Origin of the sequence: Kitasatospora sp. NPDC058190 (assembly GCF_042883685.1) — a bacterium.
In the GTDB taxonomy this organism is placed as follows: Bacteria; Actinomycetota; Actinomycetes; order Streptomycetales; family Streptomycetaceae; genus Kitasatospora.
Genome location: NZ_JBHVVI010000128.1, coordinates 1 through 24,065 on the forward strand (window position 1 = coordinate 1; position 24,065 = coordinate 24,065).

The following is a 24,065-nucleotide window of genomic DNA, read 5'->3' on the forward strand; positions in this document are numbered from 1 at the left end:
GCCGAGGCCCGCAGGTGCACCAGCAGCTTCGGAATGTCGATCTTCACTGGGCAGGCGTCGTAGCAGGCGCCACACAGCGTGGAGGCGAACGGCAGGCTGGCGGCACTGCTTCTCATGTCACTGCCGACGCCGACCAGCTGCGGGGTCAGCACGGCGCCGATCGGCCCGGGGTAGACGGAGCCGTAGGCGTGCCCGCCGGTGCGTTCGAAGACCGGGCAGACGTTGAGGCAGGCGGAGCAGCGGATGCAGGCCAGGGCCTGGCGGCCGACGGTGTCGGCGAGGGTGTCCGTGCGACCGTTGTCGAGCAGGACGAGGTGGAACTCCGACGGGCCGTCGGCCTCCGTGGTGCCGCTCCAGGTGGAGGTGTACGGGTTCATCCGCTCGCCGGTGGAGGAGCGGGGGAGCAGCTGGAGGAACACCTCCAGGTCGGCCCAGGTGGGGACGACCTTCTCGATGCCCATCACGGTGATCAGGGTCTCGGGCAGGGTGAGGCACATCCGGCCGTTGCCCTCGGACTCCACCACGACGACGGTGCCGGTGTCGGCGACGGCGAAGTTGGCACCGGAGACGGCGACCTTGGCGCGGAGGAACTTCTGCCGCAGGTGCCGACGGGCGGCCTCGGCGAGTTCGGCGGGGTCGTCACCCAGTCCTTCGGGAGCCGGCTGCCCCCACTCGCCCATCCGCTCGGCGAACAGCTCGCGGATCTCGGTCCGGTTGCGGTGGATCGCCGGGACCAGGATGTGGGAGGGGCGGTCGTCGCCGAGCTGGACGATGAGTTCGGCGAGGTCGGTCTCGTAGGCGGTGATGCCGGCCGCGGCCAGCGCCTCGTTGAGGCCGATCTCCTGGGTCGCCATGGACTTGACCTTGACGACTTCCCGTTCGCCGGTGGCCCGGACCAGTTCGGTGACGATGCGGTTGGCCTCGGCGGCGTCGGCGGCCCAGTGGACGGTCCCGCCGGCGGCGGTGACCGACTCCTCCAACCGCACCAGGTGGTGGTCGAGATGGCGCAGAGTACGGGTCTTGATCGCGTCGGCGGCGGTGCGCAGCTCCTCCCAGTCGTCCAGCTCCGAGGCGACGGCGAGGCGCTTGTCGCGGATGACGGTCGTGGCCCGCTTCAGGTTGGCCCGCAGCCGGGTGTCCCCGAGGGCCTCGCGGGCGGCGTCCGGGAAGGACGGCGAGCCCAGCCACACCACTCCGCGGTCGACCGGGGTGGTCACGGGCGTCCTCCTTCGGTGGTGGCCAGGATCTCGGCCAGGTGCATGGTCCGCACCGCGGTGGCCTGCCGGGACAGCCCGCCGCCGATGTGCATCAGACAGGAGTTGTCGACCGTGCACAGCACCTCGGCGCCCGTCTCCCGCACCGCCCCGACCTTGTCGGCGAGCATCGCGCCGGAGGTCGCGGCGTTCTTGACGGCGAAGGTGCCGCCGAAGCCGCAGCACGAGTCGGCGGCCGGGAGCTCGACCAGGTCGAGGCCCTCGACCGCGCGCAGCAGCCGCTGCGGCCGGTCGCCGAGGCGCAGTGCGCGCAGCGAGTGGCAGGTGGGGTGGTAGGTGACGCGGTGCGGGAAGCGGGCGCCGACGTCCGTGACGCCGAGGACGTCGGTCAGGAACTCGGTGAACTCGTGGACCCGGGGCGCCAGTTCGGCGACCTGTCGGCGCAGCTGCGGGGGGCTGTACCCCTCGGCGAGGGCGGGGTGGTGCTCCCGGACCAGCCCGGCGCAGGACGCGGAGGGGGTGACGACCGCGTCGTACGCGGCGAAGGTGCGCGCGAACCGGGCCATCAGCGGGACGGCGTCCGTACGGTAGCCGGTGTTGACGTGCATCTGCCCGCAGCAGGTCTGCTCCTGCGGGAACGCGACGGTGTGGCCGAGCCGTTCGAGGACGGTCACCACGGCGCGGCCGGTCTCGGGGAACATGGTGTCGTTGAAGCAGGTGATGAACAGCGCGACGCGCATCAGTGCGCCTCCTGCGGGGTCGGGACGCCCGGCGGGAGCAGCCCGCGCTCCTTCAGCTCCGCCCACAGGTCGTCCGGGACGCGGCGCCGGAGCATGGCGGCGGCGTCCCGCACCTCGGCGGCGTTGCGGGTGCCGACCAGGACGCTCGCCACCGCGGGGTGCCCGAACGGGAAGCGCAGCGCCGCGGCGCGCAGCGGCACGCCGTGCTTCTCGCAGACGGCCTTGAGGTCGAGGGCGCGGGCGAGCAACTCCTCGGGCGCGGCGGCGTAGTCGAAGGTGGCACCGGGGCGGGGGTCGGCGAGCAGACCGGAGTTGAAGACGCCGCCGATGACGACACCGACGCCGCGTTCGGCGGCCAGCGGCAGCAGTTCGGCGAGTCCGCGTTGGTCGAGCAGGCTGTAGCGGCCGGCCAGCAGGACGGCGTCGACGTCGGTCTCGCGGATGAAGCGGGCGAGCAGCTCGGCCTGGTTCATCCCGACGCCGATCGCGCCGACCATCCCTTCGGCGCGCAGCCGTGCCAGCTCCGGGTACGCCTGGGTGAGCGCCTGCTCCGCGTGGTCGTCGGGGTCGTGGAGGTAGACGACGTCGATCCGGTCCAGTCCGAGCCGTTCCAGGCTGTCCTCGATCGAGCGGCGGACGCCCACGGCGCTGAAGTCCCAGATCCGGCGGTGGGTGGCGGGCACGGCGAAGCCGTGGGCGAGGTCGTCGCCGCCCGGCTCCGGGGCCGGACGCAGCAGTCGGCCGACCTTGGTGGAGAGGACGTACTCGTCCCTGGGGCGGCCGCGCAGGGCCCGGCCGAGCCGCCGCTCGGACAGGCCCAGGCCGTAGTGCGGGGCGGTGTCGAAGTACCGCACGCCCGACTCCCAGGCGGCGGCGACGGCGGCTTCGGCGTCGGCGTCGGTCACCGGGGTGAACAGGTTGCCGATGCCCGCCGCGCCGAAGGCGAGTTCACCGACCTCCACCTCGCTGCGCCCCAGGGCGCGGCGGCGCGGGATCACGACCTGGCCTCCGGGCGCAGCCGCAGGCCCGCCATCCCGCCGTCGACCTGCAGCGCCGTGCCGGTGGTGCTTCCGGCGGCCGGGGAGGCCAGGTAGGCGATGGCGGCGGCCACCTCCTCGGCGGTGACCAGGCGTCCGTGCGGCTGACGGCCGCCCAGCTGGGCGCGCTCGGCGGCCGGGTCGTCGGCGGCGTCCAGCAGCCGGCCGACCCAGGGGGTGTCCACGGTGCCGGGGTTGACGCAGTTGACCCGGATGCCCTCGCGGACGTGGTCGGCGGCCATGGCCAGGGTGAGCGACAGGACGGCGCCCTTGCTGGCCGAGTAGAGCGCGCGCTGCGGCAGGCCGGCGGTGGCGGCGATGGAGCAGGTGTTGACCACCGCGGCCCGGGCCGAGCGGCGCAGGTACGGCAGGGCGGCCCGGGTGGTGCGGACGACGCCGAGCAGGTTGACGTCGAGGACGCGGTGCCACTGCTCGTCCGGGTTGTCCTCGACGGTCCCGATCGCGCCGACGCCCGCGTTGTTGACCAGGATGTCGATCCCGCCGAGCGCCTCCGCCGCCGCCTGGACGGCACCGGACACCGAGGTGTCGTCGCCGACGTCGGCGGTGAAGCCCAGCAGCGGCGCCTGCACCGCCTGCGGGGCGAGGTCCAGGACGGCCACCCGCGCGCCGCGCTCGGCGAGCAGGGTGGCGGTGGCCAGGCCGATCCCGGAGGCCCCGCCGGTGACGAGCGCCGTGAGTCCGGCCAGTTCCGCCGTCGTCATGCGATCGCCTCCTGCGGTTGCGCCAACTCCTCGGCCCAGAAGGAGCCGTGGGGGTAGTGGTAGGTGTCCAGCGAGGCCTGGTGCATGGCCGCCGAGAATCCCGGCGCGGTGGGGGCCCGGTAGTGGCCGTCGGTGACGACCGCCGGGTCGAGGAAGTGCTCGTGGAGGTGGTCGACGAACTCGATGACGCGGTCCTCGGTGGTGCCGGTGAGCGCCACGTAGTCGAACATGGACAGGTGCTGGACGAGCTCGCACAGGCCCACGCCGCCGGCGTGCGGGCAGACCGGGACGCCGAACTTCGCGGCGAGTAGCAGGATGGCGAGGTTCTCGTTGACGCCGCCGACCCGCGCCGAGTCCAGCTGGAGGACGTCGATGGCGCCGGCCTGGAGCAGCTGCTTGAAGACGATGCGGTTCTGCACGTGCTCGCCGGTGGCGACCTTGACCGGGCTGACCTGCCGTCGGATCGCCGCGTGCCCCAGCACGTCGTCGGGGCTGGTGGGCTCCTCGATCCAGTACGGGTCGAACTCCGCGAGCGCCTTGGTCCATTCGACGGCCTCGGCCACGTTCCAGCGCTGGTTGGCGTCGATGGCCATCCGGATGTCAGGCCCGACGGCCGCGCGGGCGGCCCGGCAGCGGCGGATGTCGTCCGCGAGGTCGGCGCCGACCTTCAGCTTGATCTGCCGGAAGCCGTCCGACACGGCCTCACGGGCGAGGCGGGTGAGCTTCTCGTCGTCGTAGCCCAGCCAGCCCGGGGAGGTGGTGTAGGCGGGGTAGCCCCGACGGAGCAGCGCGGCGGCGCGTTCGTCGGCGCCCTGCTTTCCGCGCCGCAGCAGCTCCAGTGCCTCCGCCGGGTCGAGGGCGTCGGCGATGTAGCGGAAGTCGATCTGGGAGACGAGCCACTCGGGGTCGGCGTCGGCGAGCAGCTGCCAGAGCGGCTTGCCCTCCTCCTTGGCGGCGAGGTCCCAGACGGCGTTGACGACGGCCCCGATGGCCATGTGCATCACGCCCTTCTCCGGGCCCAGCCAGCGCAGTTGGCTGTCGCCGATCAGGTCGCGGTAGAGCGAGCCGGGGTCGGCGCACAGCTCGGCGACCGGGCGTCCGAGGACGTGCGGGCGGAGCGCGTCGATGGCGGCCACCTGGATGTCGTTGCCGCGACCGATGGTGAAGGTGAAGCCGTGGCCCTCGTGGCCGCCCTCGGAGGTCCGCAGGACGACGTAGGCGGCGGAGTAGTCGGGGTCCGGATTCATCGCGTCGGACCCGTCCAGCTCCCGCGAGGTGGGGAAGCGGACGTCATAGGTGTCGACGGCGGTGATCCGCGCTGTGGTTGCGGACAAGGGGATGCCTCTCACGCGTTGCGGAAGGTCTGGCGCTGGGTGCCGAGGCCGTCGATGGACAGCTCGACGGTGTCGCCCGCGCGCAGGTAGGGGGTGCCGGGCAGGCCCAGGGCCACGCCGGCCGGGGTACCGGTGTTGATGACGTCGCCGGGGCGCAGCACCATGTACTGGCTCAGGTACCAGACCAGGTAGGCGACGTCGAAGATCATGTTCTTGGTGCTGCCGTCCTGGCGCGGCTCGCCGTTGACCGCCAGGCGCAGTCCCCGGTCCTGCGGGTCGCCCACCTCGTCCGGAGTCACCAGCCAGGGGCCGAGCGGGTTGAAGCTCTCGCAGGACTTGCCGAGGTCCCACTGGGCGGAGAACTCCAGCTGGAACTCCCGCTCGGAGACGTCGTTGCTGATCGTGTAACCCGCGACGCACTCCGGCGCCTCCGCCGGGTCGGCCAGGTAGCGGGCCTCGCTGCCGATGACGACGGCGAGTTCCACCTCCCAGTCGGTCTTCACCGAGCCACGCGGGATCAGCACGGGGTCGAAGGGGCCGACGACGGTGGACGGGTCCTTCAGGAAGACCACCGGCCGCTCGGGGACGGCCGCCCCGGTCTCCTCGGCGTGGTCACGGTAGTTGAGGCCGATGCAGACCACCTTGCCGGGACGGGCGACGGGCGGCCCGACCCGCAGACCTGTCGGGTCCAGGGCGGGCAGCGAGCCCTCGGCCAGGGCGGCCCGGACCCGGTCGATCCCGCCGGAGGCGAGGAAGGCGCCGTCGATGTCGTCGGTCACGCCCGCGAGGCTGAAGGTCGCGCCGTCCTCGTCGAGGACGGCCGGCGTCTCCGCTCCCGGCCCGCCGAGTCGCAGCAGCTTCATGTGGTGGCTCCCATCAACACATCGGATGTATCCGTGGTGCCATGACCATACGAGGCCTCATCGGGCGCCGCAAGGATTCCTCCGATGTTTACCCGTCACCTGCTGGCTGGTCAGCTCAACTGTCCAGGTCAGGAAGATCCTTGGCGCCCGTGTCGGGCCGCTGTGATGGCCGCGAATCACGGTTCGAAATCATCCGAGGTTTCCTCTTGTCAGTCGGATGCCCGGCTCGTAGAGTCCTCGGCACCACAAGCCATCCGATGTCTTCTCCCGGATGCCCGGTCGCTTTCTCTGTGATCCGCCTCCCACCCCGCCCCACAGGGGCGCCGGCCTTCCCAGCCAAGGAGACCAGCACCATGAAGCTCCGCTCCTCCAGAATCGCGGCCACGGCCGCCACCGTGGCCGTCCTGGCGGGGTTCGCCACGGCCTGCAACCGCGGCAGCGACTCGACCTCCTCCGGATCCGGCGGCGGCAAGCCGGCGATCGGCATCGACCTGCCGCGCGCGGACTCCGACTTCTGGAACTCCTACGCGCAGTACGTCAAGCAGGACGCCTCCTCCCAGGGACTGAACACCCTGCCGGTCAGCAACTCGCAGAACGACGTGACCAAGCTGGTCGCCAACGTCCAGGTCTTCCAGAACACCGGCGCCAAGGCCGTCGTCATGGCTCCGCAGGACACCGGCGCGATCGCCTCCACCCTCGACCGGCTGGCCGCCAAGAAGATCCCGGTCGTCAGCGTCGACACCCGCCCCGACAAGGGCAACGTCTACATGGTGGTCCGTGCCGACAACAAGGCCTACGGCACCAAGGCCTGCGAATTCCTCGGTCAGCAGCTCGGCGGCAAGGGCAAGGTCGCCGAACTCCAGGGCGCGCTGAGCTCCATCAACGGCCGCGACCGCTCCGAGGCCTTCGCCGCCTGCATGAAGGAGAAGTTCCCCGGCATCCAGGTGATCGAGCTGGCCACCGACTGGAAGGGGGACGTCGCCTCCGCGAAGCTCCAGTCCACGCTGGCCGCCGACGCCGACCTCGGTGGCATCTACCTGCAGGCCGGCGGCGTGTTCCTCCAGCCGACCCTCGCCCTGCTCCAGCAGAAGGGCCTGCTCAAGCCGGCCGGCCAGCCGGGACACATCGCCATCGTCTCCAACGACGGCATCCCGCAGGAGTTCGACGCCATCCGCAAGGGCGACATCGATGCCACCGTCTCCCAGCCCGCCGACCTCTACGCCAAGTACGCGCTGTCCTACGCGCAGGCCGCCGCCGAGGGCAAGACCTTCCAGCCCGGCCCCACCGACCACCAGTCCACCATCATCTCCCTGCCCAACGGCCTGGAGGACCAGCTCCCCGCGCCGCTGGTGACCAAGGACAACGTCGATGACAAGTCCCTGTGGGGCAACAACGTCGGCCAGTGACCCAAGCCCCCGTGAGCAGACGCGGCAAGCCCCCTGGCCGCCCGCTCACGGGGCTCGTGGAGAGGACACCCCGCCATGGCGGACCCCAGCCCCGTCCGGGGCCCCGTCGTCGAGGCCGACGGGATCAGCAAGCGCTTCGGCGCCACCGTCGCCCTCAGCGACGCCCGCATCTCCGTCGCCCCCGGCGAATCGCACGCCCTGGTCGGCCGCAACGGCGCGGGCAAGTCCACCCTCGTCTCGATCCTCACCGGACTGCAGGACCCCGACACCGGCATCCTGCGCTTCGACGGCGAACCCGCCCCCGCGCCCGGCGACACCGACGCCTGGCGCTCCAAGGTCGCGTGCGTCTACCAGCGCTCCACCGTCATCCCCGCGCTGACCGTCGCCGAGAACCTCTTCTTGAACAGGCACAGCCCCGACCGGCAGAGCGCCGGTGCGCTGCGCCCGATCAGCTGGAGGCGACTGCGCTCGCGTGCGAGCGAGTTGCTCGCCGAGTACGGCGTGGACGTCGACCCGACGGCCCGCGCCGAGGACCTCACCGTCGAGCAGCGCCAGTTCGTGGAGATCGCCCGGGCCCTGTCCTTCGGCGCCCGGTTCATCATCCTGGACGAGCCCACCGCCAAGCTCGACGCCCGCGGGATCGGCCGGCTCTTCGACAAACTGCGCGAACTCCAACGGCAGGGCGTCGCCTTCCTGTTCATCTCGCACCACCTCCAGGAGGTCTACGAGCTCTGCACCACCGTCACGGTCTACCGCGACGCCCGGCACATCGTCACCGCCCCGGTCGCCGACCTCGACCAGCAGGCCCTGGTGGAGGCGATGACCGGCGAGACCTCCCGCGGCACGGAGCCCAGCTGGTCGGTGACCGGTCGAGCGCTCCCGGACGGCGCGCCGCTGCTCGACGTCACCGGCCTCAGCCTGGCCGGCCGCTACCGGGACGTCGACCTGACCGCCCGGCCCGGCGAGGTGGTCGGCCTGGCCGGCGCCGCCGCCAGCGGCAACGTGCAACTCGGCGAGACCCTCGCGGGCCTGCACCGACCCCAGACCGGGCGGGTCACCGTCGCCGGGCGCCCGGTGCGCACCGGCAAGGTGCCCGCCGCGCTCGCGGCCGGCATCGGATTCGTCCCCGAGGACCGGCACGTCCAAGGCCTGGTACCCCAACGCAGCGTCGCCGAGAACGCCACCCTCACCGTCACCGACCAGCTCGGCCCGTACGGCACCGTCCTGCCCTCACGCACCCGCGGCTTCGCCCAGCGCATGATCGACGACCTCGACATCAAGACCCCGGGACCGGCCACTCCGGTGTCCGTGCTGTCCGGTGGCAACCAGCAGAAGGTCGTCATCGCCCGCGCGCTCGCCACCCGGCCCCACGTCCTGGTCGCCATCCGCCCGACCAACGGCGTCGACATCAAGTCCAAGGAATCCCTGCTCGGCACCATCCGCCAGGTCGCCGACGAAGGCAGGACCGCCCTGATCGTCTCCGACGAACTCGACGACCTACGGGCCTGCGACCGCGTGCTGGCCATGTTCCACGGCCGCGTCGTCGCCGAGTTCGAACCCGGCTGGAGCGACGAACAACTGGTCGCGGCCATGGAGGGCATGACCGGCCCGACCGACCCGAAGGAAGACCATGACTCCCACCACTGAGCTCCCCGACCTCCCCGGCGCGACGGTCGCCGCCCCCGCCGGTCGCCGCTTCGACCTCGCCCGCTACCGCGACCTGTCGCTCGTCCCGGTCCTGCTCGTGCTGGGCGTCATCGGCTTCGTGGTCTCGCCCGCCTTCCTCACCTCCGACAACCTCCTCGGCGTCGGCCAGCAGGCCACCGAACTGAGCCTGCTGGTCCTCGCCGAGGCGCTCATCCTGATCGCCGGGCGGATGGACCTCTCCCTGGAGTCCACCATCGGCGTCGCCCCGGTGATCGCCGTCTGGCTCGTCCTGCCCGACCACGGCGCCCGCTTCAACGGCCTCGGGCTCTTCCCCACCTGGACCGCCATCCCGCTGTGCCTGCTGGTCGGCGCGCTCATCGGCGCGATCAACGGCTTCCTCATCCTCAAGCTGCGCCTCAACGGCTTCATCGTCACCCTCGGCGCGCTCACGCTGCTGCGCGGCCTCCAAGTCGCCGTCTCCCAGGGGCAGTCCATCGTCAACGTGCCCGACTCCTTCCGCTACCTCGGCAGCGCGAGCTGGCTCGGCGTCCCGGCCGCGATCTGGATCTGCGCCCTGCTCTTCCTGATCGGCGGCTGCGCCCTCGCCTGGCTGCGGCACGGCCGCGCCCTCTACGCGATCGGCGGCAACGCGGAGGCCGCCCGGGCGGCGGGCATCCGCGTCGACCGGATCGTCTGGGCCGTGCTGATCCTCGGCGGCCTGCTCGCGGCCTTCGCCGGCATCCTCTACACCGGCCACTACGGCTCGATCTCCGCCGACCAGGGCAACGGCTGGATCTTCCAGGTCTTCGCCGCCACCGTCATCGGCGGCGTCAGCCTCAACGGGGGCCGCGGCACCCTCTTCGGGGCCCTCACCGGCGTCCTCACCCTCCAGCTCGTGGTCAACGTCATGACCCTCGCCGGCGTTCCGCCGCTGTGGAACCAGTTCCTCAACGGCGCGATCATCATCATCGCGCTGATCATCTCCCGCTACGCCTCCGGCGAGAAGCAGGAGTAGCCCGAGCGACTCCTCGCCGACCGCACAGTGCTGGAAGGGAGTTCCGACGGATCGAGGGTCTGGGCGCACCAGATCGTCTTGCCGTCGGTGGTGTGCCGGGTGCCCCAGTCCTGGGTGAGCTGGGCGACGATCATCAGGCCCCAGCCGCGGGGCCCAGGTCGGGCCTCCGCGACCCGCGCTCCCGGCAGCGGGGGTGGGGAGGTCACGGGACGACGACCAGCTTCCCGCGGGTGCGCCCGGTGCGGCTGGCGTCGAAGGCCTCACCCGTTCGCTCCAGCGGGAAGGTCCCGGCGACCTCCACGGTCAGTACGCCGCGGTCGACCGCCGCCGCGAGTTCGGCGAGTTTCGCGCCGTCCGGGCGGACCCAGATCCAGTGGCCGCCGTGTTGCGACACTCCCGGGTCGGCGATCGAGACGTGCCGCCCGCCGTCGGCGAGCACGGCCAGCGTCGTCTCCAGCTGGCCGCCGACGAAGTCCGCGACGGCCGACACGCCGCCGGGCGCCAGCGCACGCACCCGCTCGGTGAGGCCGTCCCCGTACGTCACCGGTTCGGCGCCCAGCTCGCGGACGAATGCGTGGTTGCGCTCGGAGGCGGTGCCGATCACCCGGGCCCCGCGGTCGCGGCCGAGCTGCACCGCGAGGCTGCCCACGCCGCCGGCGGCGCCGTGCACCAGGAGCACGTCGGCGGGGCCGACCGCGAGCCGGTCCAGGCTGCGCAGCGCGGTGAGGCCGGCCAGCGGCAGCCCGGCCGCCTGCGCCCAGTCGAGGCCGGCGGGCTTGCGTGCCACCGCGGGCGCGGCGACCGCGACGTACTCGGCGAAGGTGCCGGCCTGCACCACGTCCTTGCGGGCGTAGGCCATCACCTCGTCCCCGGGGACGAACTCGGGCGTGTCGGGACCGGTGCGGGTGACCACGCCGGCCACGTCCCAGCCGGGGACGACGGGGAAGACCGTGTCCATCATGCCGTCCAGACCGCCCGCCATGACCTTCCAGTCGACCGGGTTGACGGAGGCCGCCCGGACCTGGATCAGCACCTGGCCGGGGCCGACCTTCGGGTCGGGCACCTCGCCGTACCGCAGCCGGGAGTTGTCCGGGGCGTACGAGTCGTAGGTCACCGCGCGCATGAACTGACCTCCAAGGAACCGGTGCTGTGGCTTCGCGCACCGCCACCGGGTGGGCGGGCGCCGTCGGCCACGCTATGTCGACGACGGGTGCCCGGCACCTTCGCACCGCCGTCGGAGCGCTTCGGGGCCGGGCCGTCGCGGAGGCCGAGGACCCGGCGCACCCCACGGGGAACGAGTGCGGCGCGTTCAGCCCGACGCCCGGATGACCAGCCGGGTGGGGAGCACCACCGATTCGCCGTGTGCCGGGTTGCGCAGCAACAACTCCAGGGCTCGGGAACCGAGTTCCTCCACCGGCTGGCGGACGGTGGTCAGGCCCGGGCGGCACCGCGACGCGACGGGTGCGTCGTCGAAGCCGATCAGCGCCACGTCCTCGGGCACCCGTAGGCCGTGCCGACGCAAGGTCCTGAGGGCTCCCGCGGCCATCTGGTCGGAGGCGGCGAAGACCGCGTTCAGATCGGGGCGCTGGTCCAGCAACCACTGCATCGCGTGCTCGCCGGAGGCGCTGCTGAAGTCGCCGTACGCCACGGCGGGCCGGACCGCGACCATCGCCGCCATCGCCTGGTGGTAGCCGGCCAGCCGGTCCGAGCCGGCGGCGGTGTCCGGTGGCCCGGCGATGGTGGCAACCGAGCGGCGCCCGGACGCGCACAGCCGCCGCACCGCGTCCCGGGCGCCGGTGAGGTTGTCCGCGTCCACGAACGCCACCGTGCCCGGCTCCGACGGTCGGCCCAGCGACACCACGGGGACCCTGGCCGCGTGCAGCAGCCGGATGAGCGCGGTGTCCCCCCAGGGGCCGACCAGCAGCACACCGTCGACGTGGCCGCCGCACAGGTAGCGCACCAGCGGTGGCCTCCGGGAGCGCTTGGGCACCGTGAACACGGCCAACTCCCGCTCCGCGCCCGGCAGGGAGCGCCGCAGCCCGGCCAGCAGCCGCACCGGGAAGGCGTCCGCGTGGTGCTGCGCCGGATCGGCGAAGACCACGACGGCCACCACGCCGGTCTCCCGGGCACTGGGCGCCCGACGGCGGACGTACGCCAACTCGCGCGCCGCCTGTTCCACCCGGGCCGCCACGTCGGTGGAGACCCGGGCGGAACGGTTCAGCACTCGGGAGGCGGTCGCGATGGAGACTCCGGCCCGACGGGCGACCTCGGCCAGTGTCGGAGCGGGGGCGTTGCTGTGGAAGGGCTGGGACATGGGGCCGTCCTGGATCGATCCTCGACACGGGAACTGCACCCCGAACTCATCGCGCGCGCCGGTCCACCCACCGCTGCCAGCTTCGTCCGTTGAACGACCAGCGTCAAGGGATCCGACGCCCTCACTCGCGCAGGTCAGGCAGCGTGCCCCGACGGATCACCTCCGCGTACCACCGGGCACTGTCCTTGGCGATCCGGGCCTGGGTGGCGTAGTCGACGTAGTACAGACCGAACCGTTTGCCGTAGCCGTACGCCCACTCGAAGTTGTCCATCAGCGACCAGAGGAAGTAGCCCCGCACGTCCGCGCCGGCGGCGATCGCCCGTCGGACGGCGTCGAGGTGTCCGCGCAGGTAGTCGATGCGCTGCGGGTCGTGCACCGCGCCCTCCGGCGTCAGCCGGTCGTCGAAGGCGGCGCCGTTCTCGGTGACCATCAACGGCAGCCCGGGGTGTTCGCGGTGGAGGCGCAGCAGCAGGTCGGTCAGGCCGGTCGGGTCGATCGGCCAGCCCATGGCGGTGCGCCGGCCGGGTGCGTGGTGGAAGAGCACGTCGGCACAGCCGGCGAAGGGGGACTGGGCGCCGTCGCCGTGGCCCGCGTCGCCCGCGGCCGCGGAGTTCGGGTCAAGTCCCTCCGGCAGGGCCGAAACCACGGTGGGGGTGTAGTAGTTGACGCCGAGCAGATCGATCGGCCGGGCGATCGTGGTCAGGTCGCCGTCGTGGATCAACTCCGGCCAGTCGACCAGGTGTGCCGTGTCGACGATCAGGTCGGCGGGGTAGCCACCGTTCAGCATCGGTCCGGTGAAGACGCGGTTGCCCACCGCGTCGATCCGGCGGGCGGCCTCACGGTCCGCGGCGGACCCGGTGAGCGGCCGCACCTCGTGCAGGTTGAGCGACACGGCGATCCGCGCGTCCCGGGGCAGCGCCGAGCGCAGCGCCTCGACCGCGAGGCCGTGGCCGAGGTTGAGGTGGTGGGCGGTGCGCAGGGCGGCCGTCCAGTCGGCACGGCCCGGGGCGTGCACCCCGGAGCCGTAACCGAGGAAGGCCGAGCACCAGGGTTCGTTGAGGGTGGTCCAGATGCCCACCCGGTCGCCGAGTGCGTCCGCCACCAGCGCGGCGTAGTCCGCGAACCGTTCCGCGGTGTCGCGGGACGGCCAGCCTCCGAGGTCCTCCAACTCCTGTGGGAGGTCCCAGTGGTAGAGGGTCACCGCGGGCTCGATGCCGTGCTCCAGCAACTCGTCCACCAGCCGCCGGTAGAAGTCCATGCCCTGTTCGACGGCCCGCCCGCGTCCGGTCGGCTGCACCCGAGGCCAGGACACCGAGAACCGGTAGGCGCCCAGGCCCAGTTCGCTCATCAGTCGGACGTCCTGCCGGTAGCGGCGGTAGTGCTCGGTGGCGCGGTCGCCGGTGTCGCCACCGGCCGTCCGTCCCGGGGTCCGACTGAAGGTGTCCCAGATCGAGGGCGTCCGGCCGTCCACGTCGACGGCCCCCTCGATCTGGTACGCGGCCGTCGCGGCTCCCCAGAGGAAGTCGGCGGGGAAGGCCGCTGCGGAGGTGTCGGCCGGGGAAGCCCCGGTTCGTGCGGAAGTCATGGCTGGCTTCTCCAGTTCTTGCGAAGAAAATTGACGAGTCATCAGTTCTTGACGGCGCCGGCGGTGATGCCGCCGACGACCTGCCTGCCCAGCAGGGCGAACACCAGCAGCAGGGGTGCCGTCCCGAGCAGCGAGCCGGTGAGGATGACGGCCTGGTCGGAGTCGTACGAGCCGCCGCCGAGGCCGGCCAGCGCGACCTGGACGGTGGGATTGCTCTGGCTCAGCGCGATCAGCGGCCAGAAGAAGTCGTTCCAGGACTGCACGAAGACCAGCATGCCGAGCACGGCCATCCCGGGCCGGGCGACCGGCAGCACCACGCTCCACAGGATCCGCAGGCTGCTCGCGCCGTCCACCCGGGCCGCCTCGACCAGGTCGATCGGCAACGCCTCGGACAGGAACTGCCGCATGAAGAACACCCCGAACGCGGCCACCAGATTGGGCAGGATCACCGACTGCAGGCGGTCGGTCCAGTGCAGCCGGGCCATGATCTGGTACAGCGGGATGACGCTCAGCTGGGCGGGCACGGTCATGGTCGCCACCACCAGGCTCAGCAGGGCGTTGCGGCCCCGGAACGGCAGTTTGGCGAAGGCGAAGCCGGCCAGGGTCGCGAACAGCACCGTGCTGGCGGTCACGCAGCCCGCCACCACCACCGAGTTGAGCAGCGCCCGGCCCATGTGGACCTGGTTCCAGGCGATGTCGAGGTTGTGCCACAGGCTCCCGCCGGGCAGCAGGGGAGGCGGGGTCTGCGCGATCCGGCTGCCGGAGGTCGACGCGCCGACCAGGGTCCAGTACAGCGGGAAGAGGGACAGGACGGCGACGACGATCAGTACCGCGTACGTGAACGGTCCGGCCCCGGTGAGGCCCCGCGCTCCCGCACGTCGTCCCAGGTTGACGGCCATCGTTGCTCAACCCCCGTTCCGGGCGCGGCGGATGCGGACCAGGGTGAGGTTGAGCGCGCCGATGGCCAGCAGGATCAGCAGCATCGTCCAGGCCACGGCGGCGGCCCGGCCGAGGTGGAAGGCGTACCAGCCCTGGTCGTACAGGTACAGTCCGAGGGTCTGGTACTGGTGGGCCGAGCCGCCGCTGTGACCGGTCGCACCGCCGCCGAACAGCAGTGGTTCGCCGAAGAGTTGGGTGGCTCCGATGCCGGAGACCACGATGGTGAACAGGATGGTGGGCCGGATGGACGGCACGGTGACGTGCCGGAACTGCTGCCACCGGTTGGCGCCGTCGAGCGCCGCCGCCTCGTACAGGTCGTGCGGGACGGCCTGCATGGCGGCGAGGTAGATCAGGGCGTTGTAGCCGGTCCAGCGCCAGGTGACGATCGTGGAGAGGGCGATCTGGGAGCTCCAGGTGCCGCCCTCCCAGTCGACGTGGCCCAGGCCCAGGTGGCCCAGCAGCCAGTTGATCATTCCGTAGTCCCGCCCGAACAGCAGCGTGAACACCAGGGTCGCCGCCGCGATCGAGGTCGCGTAGGGCGCGAGCATCGCGATCCGGAAGAAGCCCCGGCCGCGCAGGCGGTAGTTGAGGAGGTGCGCCAGACCGAGGGCCATCAGCAACTGCGGCACGGTGGACAGCACACCGATGGTGACGGTGTTGCGCAGGGCGTTGCGGAACAGGTCGTCATGGAGCAGCCGGGTGTAGTTGTCGAAGCCGCGCCACTGCATCTGGTCGGGCGCCTGGAGGTCGACGCTGTGCAGTGACACCCAGCCCGTGTAGATCAGCGGGAACAGGCCGAACGCCACGAAGCAGACGAAGAACGGCGCGACGTACAGGTACGGCGAGGCCTTCAGGTCCCACCGGTAGAGCCGGGCGTGCCAGGGGCGGGGCGGTGGGGGAGCGGGGCGTGGCGGGCCGGGGGCGGTGGCCGGGACGGCCTCGTCGAGCATGGTGGTGACCTCTCTGGAGAACGGGGCCGGCCCATCCCGCTTCCGTCCCGGCCGGGCGGGGGCCGGGGCGGGCGGCCGGCCGGGGCCGGCCGTCAGTCGCTGACCTTGTCGTCGATCTCCTTGACCGCGTTGCTCCACGCCTTGGCGGGGTCGCTCTGGTGCTGTTCGATGCTGAGCAGGGCGCCGTTGGTGAGGGTGTCCTTGACCAGGCCGTCCCACTCGCCGATCACGGTCGGCTGGATGGACTGCGCGGTGGCGGCGTAGATCTGGCCGGTGGGCGTGTCGCCGAAGAAGTCGAGCTTGGCGTTCTGCACCTCAGGTCGGCTCAGCGCATTGAGGTTGGAGGGCAGGTTGCCGACCGTGGTGAAGACCTTGGCCTGTTGCGCGGGTGCGGTGAGCCAGGCGGCGAGCGCCTCGGCCTCCTTCTGGTGCCTGCCGGCCTTCGGTACGGCGAGGAAGGAACCGCCCCAGTTGCCGGCGGCCGGGGCGGTGGCGATGTCCCACTTGCCCTTGTTGGCGCTCCCGGACTTGTCGGCGACGATGGCGGTCATCCAGGACGGGCAGGCGACCGTGGCGAACCTGGAGTTGGCGAACGCCTGGTACCAGGGTGTGTCGAACTGCTGGAGGCCGGCGCTGATTCCGGCCTGGACCGCACCGGTGGCCAGGTTCCAGGCGGTCTTGACGCTGGGGCTGTTCTTGTAGTCCAGCTGGCCGCCGCCGTTGTCGTACTGCGTGGTGCTGGAGGACACCACGGCATTGAACAGACCGCCGGCGGAGTCGGTGAAGAAGGTGCCGGCGGGTGCTTTGGCCTGGTACTGCTTGCCGGTCTCGACGAACTTGGCCCAGTCGCCCTGCCAGAGCTTGGCTACCTGTTCGCGGTCGGTGGGCAGGCCGGCCTGCTGGAACAGGTCCTTGCGGTAGCAGATCGCCATCGGGCCGATGTCGGTGCCCAGGCCGATGGTGCGGCCGTCCGAGGCGGTGGCCTGCTGCGACTTCCATGGCAGGAAGGCGTTCCTGTCGACCCCGTCGGCCTTGCCGAGGTCGACGAACTTGTTTGCCTGCTTCTTCACCACCTGGGCGATCCGGCCGACCTCGACCGCCTGGATGTCGTCCAGACCGCTGCCGGAGGCGAGGTGGGTCTGCAGGGCGGGGTAGTAGTCGGTCTCCTGCTCGACGGTGTGCTCCACGATGGTGATGTCGGGGTGCTCCCGCATGTACGCGTCGAACAGGCCGGCCTCCTTGTAGCCGAAGGTGCCGTAGTCGCCGACGGTCAGGGTGATCTTGGTGCCGGGGGCCGCGGTGGTGGCGGAGCCGGAGCTGTCGCAGCCGGCGACCAGCAGGGCACACAGGGCGGCGGCCGCGGCGCTCAGCAGCGGCTTGCGGGCCTTGCGGGCCTTGCGCGCGTCGCGTACGGGAAGGATGGCGGTGGCTCTGCCGCCGTGGGTGGTGCCGGGGTTCCGCATGGCCGAATCTCCTTGTCCAGGCTGGTCCATGGCTGCGCCGCGCAACTGGCGGCCGGCGGTGCTCGGAACTGGGTGGGGCGCGAGGTGGGAGCGCTCCCACTGCGATGTGGGAAGATTGCTTCGCCGCGCGGGGCGTGTCAAGGGCGTGCACCGGCTCCGTTACCGGACGGTGTCGTCCGACCGTCCTCGGCGCGGTTGCCGCAGCTGCCGCCGTCCGTCGTCCGCCGGGAGACCGATCATGAGCCGTGCCGCCCAGCAGCAGCCCGCTGTCCGCCCCACCCTGGAGGCGGTGGCAGCGCGGGCCGGAGTGGGCCGGGGTACGGTGTCCCGGGTCGTCAACGGCTCGCCCAAGGTGAGCGCCAAGGCCCGCGCGGCGGTCGAGCAGGCCATCGCGGAACTCGGCTACGTCCCCAATCAGGCGGCCCGCTCCCTGGTCACCTCCCGGACCGACGCGGTCGCACTGGTCATCCCGGAGAGCGTCGCGAAACTGAGCTCCGAACCCTACTTCTCCGACATCATCACCGGAGTCTCCGCCGAACTCGCGGAGTCCGACCTGCAGTTGCTGCTGGTGCTGGTGCGCGACGAACACGAGCGGGAACGGCTGACCCGCTACCTCACCGCCCGCCGGGTGGACGGCGTCCTGCTGGTCTCGGTGCACGAGGACGATCCGCTCCCCGAGTTGCTGGAGCGGCTGGAACTGCCCGCCGTGCTGGGCGGCCGCCGCTCGGTGCAGGAGCCGCTGAGCTACGTGCACGCCGACAACGCGGGCGGTGCCCGAGCGGCCGTCCGGCACCTGCTGGCCCGGGGCAGGACGGCCATCGGGACCGTCACCGGGCCGCTCGACATGGAGGGCGCCGCGGCGCGCCTGGCCGGCTACCGACAGGCGCTCGCCGAGGCCGGGGTGGCGGCTGACGAGGGACTCGTCGCCCACGGGGACTTCACGGAGCGCGGCGGACGCGAGGGCATGCGGGAACTGCTCGCCCGCCGGCCCGGCCTGGACGCGGTGTTCTGTGCCTCGGACCTGACGGCGGCGGGTGCGCTGCGGGCGCTGCGGGAGGCGGGCCGGCGGGTGCCGCAGGACGTCGCCGTGATCGGCTTCGACGACTCCGTGGTGGCCCGGAACACCGAGCCGCCGCTCACCAGTGTGCGTCAACCGACCGAGGAGATGGGGCGGTTGATGGTCCAGCTGCTGCTCAAGGAGATCGCCCAGCCGGGCCGGTTCCGTCGGCAGATGGTTCTGCCGACGGAACTGGTGGTGCGGGAGTCGGCGTGACTACCCGCCGGCCAGGTGGGCGCGGTAGCCGGCGCCGAAGGCCGTCGGCGTGCCGTCGTAGGAGCTGATCAGCGCCGGGCCGCTGCGACAGTCCCAGGTGTTCCAGGCCCAGGCGAGGTAGGAGACGCCGTGCTGGTCCAGCCACGGCAGTAGGGAGTCCAGGTAGCCGTGCGCGCAGTCGTTCTCGCCCAACTCTCCCGTTACGACGGGTACACGGGCTGCCAGCGGGCCGATCTGCGCGTCCCAGCAGGAGCCGGTGCTGCAGGTGTTGAAGTTGTACGAGTGCCAGGAGGCAGCCAGGTTGTGCAGGGGATCGGCCGGTTGGTGAGCGGCCCACTGGGTGAGGTCGTTGGCGTACTCCTGGCCGCCCAGCATCAGGACGTTGTCCGCGCCGGTCGAACGCACCGCGTCGACCATCGCCTGCATGCCGGCGACCTGGAAGCCGATTCCGGGGCAGTTGCCGCCGTCCCGCCAGCAGGCCCAGCCACTGGCCTCGCTCCCGGTCGCGCGTGACGGGTACGGCTCGTTGAACAGGTCGAAGACGGTCGCGTCGTCGCCCTTGAAGGTCTGCGCCACCGAGGTCCAGAACGGGAGCGCGCCGGCGGCGTCCGGCATGGGCTTCTGGCAGGTGGCGTTGGCGTCGGAGCAGCCGGCGGACGGTCCGGTGTACGCCCCGTCGGTCCAGTGCAGGTCCAGGACGGCCACCAGGCCGTTGCGGTGCAGCAGGTCGACGTAGCCGCGCACCGCGTCGATGTAGGCCGGTCCGGCATAGGCGGGGTCGACGTTGGAGTGGCCGAGCCAGCAGTCCTCGTTGAGCGGCACGCGGACGGCGTTGACGCGCCAGGCCTTCATCGCGGTGACGGAGGCCTGGTCGGCCGGGCCGTCGAAGATGCCGTGTCCCTGGACGCACATGAACTCGGCCCCGGAGCGGTTGACCCCGTGGAGGGTGATCGGGGTGCCGTCGGCCTTCGCCAGCGTGCTGCCCGAGACGTGCACGGCCGGGGCGGGCCCGCTCGGCGGCGGAGTGGGCGTCGTGGTGGGGGTGGGGCTCGGCGACGGGCTCGACTGCGGGCCACAGGGGGTGCCGTTGAGGCTGAAGGTGGTGGGGGCGGTGTTGGTGGCGGTGTAGGCGAAGTTGGCGCTGGTGGTGTAGCTGGCGCCGGGGTTGATGGTGGGGGCGTAGCCGGGGTTGGTGACGGTGACGGCCTGTCCGGTCTGGGTCCAGGTGCCGTTCCAGCCGTTCTGGAGGGTCTGGTTGCCGGTGTAGGCGTAGCCGAGGGTCCAGCCGCTGATGGCGGTGGTGCCGGTGTCGGTGATGGTGAGGTTGGCGGTGAAGCCGCCGCCCCAGTCGTTGACGGCGTAACTCACGTCGCAGGACAGGCCGGCGGTGGGGGCCGCCGAGGCGGTGAGGGGGAGCAGCGCCAGGGCGGCGCACGCGGCGGTGGCGGCCGCGAGCGCGGCGGTGCGGGCGGGGACGGTTCGGGGAGGGGCGGTTCGGGGCATGCGGAGATCCTCGGGAGTGGGGGGCCGGGGCCGTCGGCGCGGCCCCGGCCGGGTGAGGTCAGCTGGCGGTGCAGGTCAGGGTCGGAGCGGTGTTGCCGCCCGAGTAGGTCGCCTGGAAGCCGAAGCTGGTGGTGGCGTTCGGCGCCAGCGCGCCGTTGTAGGCCTGGCTGGCGGCCGTCACCGCGGCGCCGCTCTGGGCCGTGGTGGCGTTCCAGCTGTTGGTGATCTGCTGGCTTCCGCCCCAACTCCAGGTGACCGTCCATGACTTGGTCGCCGTGCGGCCCGTGTTGGCAACGGTCACATTGGCCGTGAAGCCGCTGCCCCAGTCATTGCCGACCGCGTAGCCGGCGGAGCAGCCGCTGCTGCCGCCGCCGCCCGACGCCGCCGCCGTGGTGCCGGTCACCGCCGCGGAGGCGGGGGAGACGTTGCCGGCCGCGTCCTGCGCGATGACGGTGTACTGGTAGCCGGTGGCGGGCGAGAGCCCGGAGTCGGTGTAGCTCGTGCCGGTCACGGTCGCGACCTTGGCCCCGTTCCGGTACACCGAGTAGCCGGTCACGCCGGTCGGGTCGGTGGACGCCGTCCAGCTGAGCGACACGCTGCTGCTGGTGGTGCCGGTGACGGTCAGTCCGCTCGGCGCGGTCGGGCCGGTGCTGCCGCCGGAGCCGCCGAACGCCGGGTAGGCGTTCTGCACCAACTGCCGGAACTGGGCGGGGAACCACTGCCCGGCCGGGATGTTGTCACCGGGGATGGCGTCGGTGGGGTAGGTGTTGCCGTTGCCGTCGGTCTGGGTGCCGTTCGGATCGCAGTGCGGGTCGCCGTGGGGGTGGGAGGCGGTCGGGTAGTCGCCGTCCGACTCGCCCGGCGGCTTGACCCAGAGGAACGCGATGATCGGGCTGCCCGCGCCGTACGGCTCGGCCTGCGGACGGGCGCCGATGCCCGCGCCGTTGATGTTGCACCAGCTGCCCCGGAAGTGCTTCTGGTCGACCTTGTTGGCCGCGACGTACGCGTCCACCGTGGTGGGGCCGGAGTTGAGTGCGGTGGGCCGGGCGGAGCCGCCCCAGCCGTTGCGGGAGGTGTCGACCAGCATGCCGATGCTGCTCGGGAACCCGTTGGACACCAGGGTGGCGTACATCGCGGTGTCGTAGTGGTGCTCGTCGAACTCGGGGTTGTACTGGTAGAAGTTGGCCGACTTGAGCGGCTGCCCGCCGACGGTGAGCTCGGCGTCGGGGAGGAACGGCTCGGAGAGCGGCGTGGTGTTGGCGGTGTCGCTGATGAAGCCGTCGATGCCGGCGAACCCGGCGGTGGTGGCCTGGGCGACCTTGGCGTACTCCCGGCCCGCCGGCACCATGTTGTTGGACCAGCCGAGCCAGCCCGCGTGGCCGATGTCCAGGTAGTCGTACACGTTGGGGATCGCGTGCAGCTTGTTGAGCGCGTACTCGATGCCCGCCTCGTAGTACGGGGTGGCGGTGGCGCAGGCCGGCTTGGACTGGTTGGTCACGGCGTTGGGCAGCGAGTCCGGCTCGATGACGGCCGCGACCCGGATGCCGGCGTACTTCGGGTTGGCCAGGACAGCCGCGATCGGGTCGATGTACTGCGTCTCGTACGTGGCCAACCCGACTGCGGTGGCGGGGAGTTCACCGTTGGAGGCGAGTGCGGCGCAGTCCCGCCCCGGCAGGTCGTAGATGACGACCTGGAAGACGACCGGCGTGGTTCCCTGCTGCTGGGCGAGCGCGTGGTCCAGGTGGGCCTGGAGGCCGAGGTGGTTGGCGTCGCCGGCGATCGCGCCGATGTGGTCCATCCAGACGGCGGTGGGGTTGGCGGCGACCTGGGACTCGAGACCGCCCAGGGCGCCGCCGTCGGAGGCGGCCTGGGCCTTGACCTCGGCCGCGAAGTCGGGGTTGAGGTAGCCGGTCGCACCGGCGAACGGGTTGGCGACGTGGACGGAGGCCGCATGCGCGGGGGTGGCGTGTGCGGGAGTGGCGGCTCCGATGCTCGGCAGCAGGCCGGTGGCGCCGAGCAGCGTGGCGGCCGCTACCGTGCGCAGGCGACGCAGGACGGGATGGGGCACGTCCGGGTCCTTTCGGATGGGTGGGGATTCCTGACGGGATCGCTGAAATCGGGTGGGAACGCGCCCACTTGGGGCGCGGCGATCCCCTTCACATCAAGCCAGGGCCTGAGAAAGGCCGTCAATAGGCGCGGGAGCGCTCCCAAAAGCCGCTGTAACTTACACGCCGCCGAGCCTGGATTTCCGAAACATCTACGAAACATTCAATGGCGTATTGACGGGTCCCGCACACTCCGAGTTACCTAGCCGCGGGAGCACAACCCACCGGGCGCCGTCTGCCGGACGGCCGCCGCCGTGCTCCCGTTCCCCCGAACCGACGGCCCCACCGCCGTCATCGCCCGTGCGCCACGACCCGCCGGCAGCACGGATGTGCACCTCCCCCTGGAGCGACTCTGGAGGTCGACCATGCCTCTTCGAAGGATCCTGATCGGACTTCACCACGCCTGGTCCGCCGCGGTGGTCCTGGCGCTGGTGCTCGCGACCGGCGCGCTGGCCGCGACGACCCCGGCCGCGGCGGCCGGCGGCACGTTGAAGGTGGCGGCGGAAGCCGACGGCCGGTACTTCGGCACCGCGCTGACGGACGGTGACCTCGGCGTCGGCGGTGAGACCGCCGTCGCCGGGGCGCAGTTCGACATGCTGACCCCGGGCAACGAGATGAAGTGGGACACCACCGAACCGTCCCCCGGCTCGTACGACTTCGGGCCGGGCGACCAGCTCGTGCAGTTCGCCCGGGCGCACGGCACGCGGGTGCGCGGCCACAACCTGGTGTGGCAGAACCAACTCCCGTCCTGGGTATCGAATCTGCCGCTGAACCAGGTGCGCTCCGCGATGGAGGCGCACATCACCACCGAGGCCACCCACTACAAGGGCCAGGTCTACGCCTGGGACGTGATCAACGAGCCCTTCAACGGCGACGGCTCCCTCGTCCCGGACGTGTTCTACCAGGCGATGGGAACCGACTACCTCGCCGATGCGCTGCGCACCGCGCACGCCGCCGACCCGGGTGCCAAGCTCTACATCAACGACTACGGCATCGAGGGCGGGAACGCGAAGAGCGACGCCCTCTACCGCCTGGCCCAGTCGCTGCTCGCCCAGGGGGTGCCGCTGGGCGGCATCGGGTTCGAGAGCCACTTCATCCTCGGTCAGATCCCCGCCGACATGCAGGCCAACCTGCAGCGCTTCGCGAATCTGGGCCTGGACGTGGCCGTCACCGAACTGGACGACCGGATCCAGCTCCCCGCCTCCGGCGCCGCGCTCCAGCAGCAGGCCACCGACTACGCCGCCGTGGTCCGGGACTGCCTGGCGGTCTCCCGCTGCGTGGGCGTGAGCCAGTGGGGCGTCGACGACGCGCACTCCTGGATCCCCGGCACCTTCCCCGGAACCGGCGCCGCCACCATGTACGACGGCAACGACCAGTCCAAGCCGGCCTACTACGCGGCGCTCTCCGCCCTCGGCGGTTCGAGCACCGGCGGCGGTGGCGGCGGCACCACGGGAGAGTTGCACGCGGTCGGTGCCGGCAAGTGCCTGGACGTGCCGAACGGTTCGACCACGGCGGGCACCCAGGTGCAGATCTACAGCTGCTGGGGCGGCACCAACCAGATCTGGACGCACACCTCGGGCGACCAGCTGAGTGTCAACGGCGGCAGCCAGCTGTGCCTGGACGCCTCCGGGCAGGGCGCCGCCCCCGGCACCAAGGTGGTCGTCTGGCCGTGCAACGGCCAGGCCAACCAGCAGTGGCACCTGAACACCGACGGCACCGTCACCGGCGTCCAGTCCGGCCTGTGCCTGGACGTGTCCGGTGCCTCTACCGCCGACGGCGCCCTGGCCCAGCTGTGGACGTGCAGCGGCCGCAGCAACCAGCAGTGGATGCTCGGCTGACACAGCGGAATAGTGCGGCCGGACGACGCCGGGCCCCCGGACCGTCCGGCCGCACTGCTTTCCGGCCCGACGGCCCGACGGCCCGACGGCCCGACGGCCCGACGGCCCGACGGCCCG

The 24,065-nt window shown here is 71.9% G+C and carries 20 protein-coding genes; 5 read left to right on the top strand and 15 right to left on the bottom strand.

What is annotated here, in order from left to right:
- The 6 genes from ACFVWU_RS37425 to ACFVWU_RS37450 form a co-directional block, all read right to left on the bottom strand.
- Positions 1–1,217, bottom strand: a 1,217-nt coding sequence (locus tag ACFVWU_RS37425) for a lactate utilization protein B (protein WP_387629374.1), incomplete at its 3' end; no start/stop codon positions are given.
- Complete coding sequence (locus ACFVWU_RS37430) at positions 1,214–1,954, bottom strand: (Fe-S)-binding protein (protein WP_387629376.1); 741 nt, start codon at positions 1,952–1,954, stop codon at positions 1,214–1,216. The genes ACFVWU_RS37430 and ACFVWU_RS37425, both read right to left, overlap by 4 nt.
- The gene (locus ACFVWU_RS37435) at positions 1,954–2,952 is read right to left on the bottom strand and encodes an aldo/keto reductase (protein ID WP_387629379.1); all 999 of its coding nucleotides are present in this window, start codon (positions 2,950–2,952) and stop codon (positions 1,954–1,956) included. Before ACFVWU_RS37435 ends, ACFVWU_RS37430 begins: the two co-directional genes overlap by 1 nt.
- Complete coding sequence (locus tag ACFVWU_RS37440; RefSeq protein ID WP_387629382.1) at positions 2,949–3,713, bottom strand: SDR family NAD(P)-dependent oxidoreductase; 765 nt, start codon at positions 3,711–3,713, stop codon at positions 2,949–2,951. Before ACFVWU_RS37440 ends, ACFVWU_RS37435 begins: the two co-directional genes overlap by 4 nt.
- On the bottom strand, positions 3,710–5,047 hold the full coding sequence (locus ACFVWU_RS37445) for an L-fuconate dehydratase (RefSeq protein ID WP_387629385.1): 1,338 nt from the start codon (positions 5,045–5,047) through the stop codon (positions 3,710–3,712). Before ACFVWU_RS37445 ends, ACFVWU_RS37440 begins: the two co-directional genes overlap by 4 nt.
- Before the next feature lie 11 nt (positions 5,048–5,058).
- Positions 5,059–5,910 carry a fumarylacetoacetate hydrolase family protein gene (locus ACFVWU_RS37450; protein WP_387629387.1) on the bottom strand — a complete coding sequence of 284 codons (852 nt, stop codon included), beginning with the start codon at positions 5,908–5,910 and terminating at the stop codon, positions 5,059–5,061.
- A 353-nt stretch (positions 5,911–6,263) separates the two neighbouring features.
- Between ACFVWU_RS37450 and ACFVWU_RS37455 the strand changes: the two genes are divergently transcribed.
- The 3 genes from ACFVWU_RS37455 to ACFVWU_RS37465 all read left to right on the top strand — a co-directional run bounded on the left by ACFVWU_RS37455 (position 6,264) and on the right by ACFVWU_RS37465 (position 9,978).
- Positions 6,264–7,316 (top strand): sugar ABC transporter substrate-binding protein, encoded by a 1,053-nt coding sequence (locus tag ACFVWU_RS37455; RefSeq protein WP_387629390.1) that lies wholly within the window; start codon positions 6,264–6,266, stop codon positions 7,314–7,316.
- 75 nt (positions 7,317–7,391) lie between these two features.
- Positions 7,392–8,963 carry a sugar ABC transporter ATP-binding protein gene (locus tag ACFVWU_RS37460; protein WP_387629393.1) on the top strand — a complete coding sequence of 524 codons (1,572 nt, stop codon included), beginning with the start codon at positions 7,392–7,394 and terminating at the stop codon, positions 8,961–8,963.
- Positions 8,947–9,978, top strand: a complete 1,032-nt coding sequence (locus ACFVWU_RS37465) for an ABC transporter permease (RefSeq protein WP_387629395.1) — start codon at positions 8,947–8,949, stop codon at positions 9,976–9,978. Before ACFVWU_RS37460 ends, ACFVWU_RS37465 begins: the two co-directional genes overlap by 17 nt.
- Here ACFVWU_RS37465 and ACFVWU_RS37470 read toward each other — a convergent pair.
- The 7 genes from ACFVWU_RS37470 to ACFVWU_RS37500 form a co-directional block, all read right to left on the bottom strand.
- A complete protein-coding gene (locus tag ACFVWU_RS37470) occupies positions 9,951–10,184 on the bottom strand; it encodes an ATP-binding protein (protein ID WP_387629423.1) in 234 nt (77 codons plus the stop codon). The two genes, ACFVWU_RS37465 and ACFVWU_RS37470, sit on opposite strands and share 28 nt — an antisense overlap.
- Positions 10,181–11,101, bottom strand: a complete 921-nt coding sequence (locus ACFVWU_RS37475; RefSeq protein WP_387629397.1) for an NADP-dependent oxidoreductase — start codon at positions 11,099–11,101, stop codon at positions 10,181–10,183. The genes ACFVWU_RS37470 and ACFVWU_RS37475 overlap by 4 nt, the downstream gene beginning before the upstream one ends.
- Before the next feature lie 186 nt (positions 11,102–11,287).
- Positions 11,288–12,292, bottom strand: coding sequence for a LacI family DNA-binding transcriptional regulator (locus ACFVWU_RS37480; protein WP_387629399.1), 1,005 nt, complete (start codon positions 12,290–12,292; stop codon positions 11,288–11,290).
- 121 nt (positions 12,293–12,413) lie between these two features.
- On the bottom strand, positions 12,414–13,877 hold the full coding sequence (locus ACFVWU_RS37485) for a glycoside hydrolase family 1 protein (protein ID WP_387629401.1): 1,464 nt from the start codon (positions 13,875–13,877) through the stop codon (positions 12,414–12,416).
- A 41-nt stretch (positions 13,878–13,918) separates the two neighbouring features.
- The gene (locus ACFVWU_RS37490) at positions 13,919–14,776 is read right to left on the bottom strand and encodes a carbohydrate ABC transporter permease (RefSeq protein ID WP_387629404.1); all 858 of its coding nucleotides are present in this window, start codon (positions 14,774–14,776) and stop codon (positions 13,919–13,921) included.
- 6 nt (positions 14,777–14,782) lie between these two features.
- On the bottom strand, positions 14,783–15,766 hold the full coding sequence (locus ACFVWU_RS37495; RefSeq protein WP_387629407.1) for a carbohydrate ABC transporter permease: 984 nt from the start codon (positions 15,764–15,766) through the stop codon (positions 14,783–14,785).
- A gap of 92 nt (positions 15,767–15,858) precedes the next feature.
- Positions 15,859–17,229 (bottom strand): ABC transporter substrate-binding protein, encoded by a 1,371-nt coding sequence (locus ACFVWU_RS37500; RefSeq protein ID WP_387629410.1) that lies wholly within the window; start codon positions 17,227–17,229, stop codon positions 15,859–15,861.
- 238 nt (positions 17,230–17,467) lie between these two features.
- On the opposite strand from ACFVWU_RS37500, the gene ACFVWU_RS37505 reads away from it, so the two are divergent.
- A complete protein-coding gene (locus ACFVWU_RS37505; RefSeq protein WP_387629413.1) occupies positions 17,468–18,502 on the top strand; it encodes a LacI family DNA-binding transcriptional regulator in 1,035 nt (344 codons plus the stop codon).
- Here the strand turns inward: ACFVWU_RS37505 and ACFVWU_RS37510 are convergent, their stop codons facing one another.
- Positions 18,503–20,005 carry a cellulase family glycosylhydrolase gene (locus tag ACFVWU_RS37510; RefSeq protein WP_387629415.1) on the bottom strand — a complete coding sequence of 501 codons (1,503 nt, stop codon included), beginning with the start codon at positions 20,003–20,005 and terminating at the stop codon, positions 18,503–18,505.
- A 58-nt stretch (positions 20,006–20,063) separates the two neighbouring features.
- Positions 20,064–22,073, bottom strand: coding sequence for a glycoside hydrolase family 6 protein (locus tag ACFVWU_RS37515; protein ID WP_387629418.1), 2,010 nt, complete (start codon positions 22,071–22,073; stop codon positions 20,064–20,066).
- Positions 22,074–22,475: 402 nt separating this feature from the next.
- Between ACFVWU_RS37515 and ACFVWU_RS37520 the strand changes: the two genes are divergently transcribed.
- Positions 22,476–23,948: an endo-1,4-beta-xylanase gene (locus ACFVWU_RS37520; protein WP_387629420.1), complete on the top strand. Its 1,473-nt coding sequence runs from the start codon at positions 22,476–22,478 to the stop codon at positions 23,946–23,948.
- Positions 23,949–24,065 lie beyond the last annotated feature (117 nt).

What these genes read in the sequence shown, in the direction of transcription:
- ACFVWU_RS37485 (WP_387629401.1), bottom strand. Translation starts at nt 13,877, where the DNA reads ATGACTTCCGCACGAACCGGGGCTTCCCCGGCCGACACCTCCGCAGCG.
- ACFVWU_RS37510 (WP_387629415.1), bottom strand. Translation starts at nt 20,005, where the DNA reads ATGCCCCGAACCGCCCCTCCCCGAACCGTCCCCGCCCGCACCGCCGCG.
- ACFVWU_RS37475 (WP_387629397.1), bottom strand. Translation starts at nt 11,101, where the DNA reads ATGCGCGCGGTGACCTACGACTCGTACGCCCCGGACAACTCCCGGCTG.
- ACFVWU_RS37520 (WP_387629420.1), top strand. Translation starts at nt 22,476, where the DNA reads ATGCCTCTTCGAAGGATCCTGATCGGACTTCACCACGCCTGGTCCGCC.
- ACFVWU_RS37450 (WP_387629387.1), bottom strand. Translation starts at nt 5,910, where the DNA reads ATGAAGCTGCTGCGACTCGGCGGGCCGGGAGCGGAGACGCCGGCCGTC.
- ACFVWU_RS37505 (WP_387629413.1), top strand. Translation starts at nt 17,468, where the DNA reads ATGAGCCGTGCCGCCCAGCAGCAGCCCGCTGTCCGCCCCACCCTGGAG.
- ACFVWU_RS37490 (WP_387629404.1), bottom strand. Translation starts at nt 14,776, where the DNA reads ATGGCCGTCAACCTGGGACGACGTGCGGGAGCGCGGGGCCTCACCGGG.
- ACFVWU_RS37440 (WP_387629382.1), bottom strand. Translation starts at nt 3,713, where the DNA reads ATGACGACGGCGGAACTGGCCGGACTCACGGCGCTCGTCACCGGCGGG.
- ACFVWU_RS37500 (WP_387629410.1), bottom strand. Translation starts at nt 17,229, where the DNA reads ATGCGGAACCCCGGCACCACCCACGGCGGCAGAGCCACCGCCATCCTT.
- ACFVWU_RS37460 (WP_387629393.1), top strand. Translation starts at nt 7,392, where the DNA reads ATGGCGGACCCCAGCCCCGTCCGGGGCCCCGTCGTCGAGGCCGACGGG.
- ACFVWU_RS37495 (WP_387629407.1), bottom strand. Translation starts at nt 15,766, where the DNA reads ATGCTCGACGAGGCCGTCCCGGCCACCGCCCCCGGCCCGCCACGCCCC.
- ACFVWU_RS37455 (WP_387629390.1), top strand. Translation starts at nt 6,264, where the DNA reads ATGAAGCTCCGCTCCTCCAGAATCGCGGCCACGGCCGCCACCGTGGCC.
- ACFVWU_RS37465 (WP_387629395.1), top strand. Translation starts at nt 8,947, where the DNA reads ATGACTCCCACCACTGAGCTCCCCGACCTCCCCGGCGCGACGGTCGCC.
- ACFVWU_RS37480 (WP_387629399.1), bottom strand. Translation starts at nt 12,292, where the DNA reads ATGTCCCAGCCCTTCCACAGCAACGCCCCCGCTCCGACACTGGCCGAG.
- ACFVWU_RS37430 (WP_387629376.1), bottom strand. Translation starts at nt 1,954, where the DNA reads ATGCGCGTCGCGCTGTTCATCACCTGCTTCAACGACACCATGTTCCCC.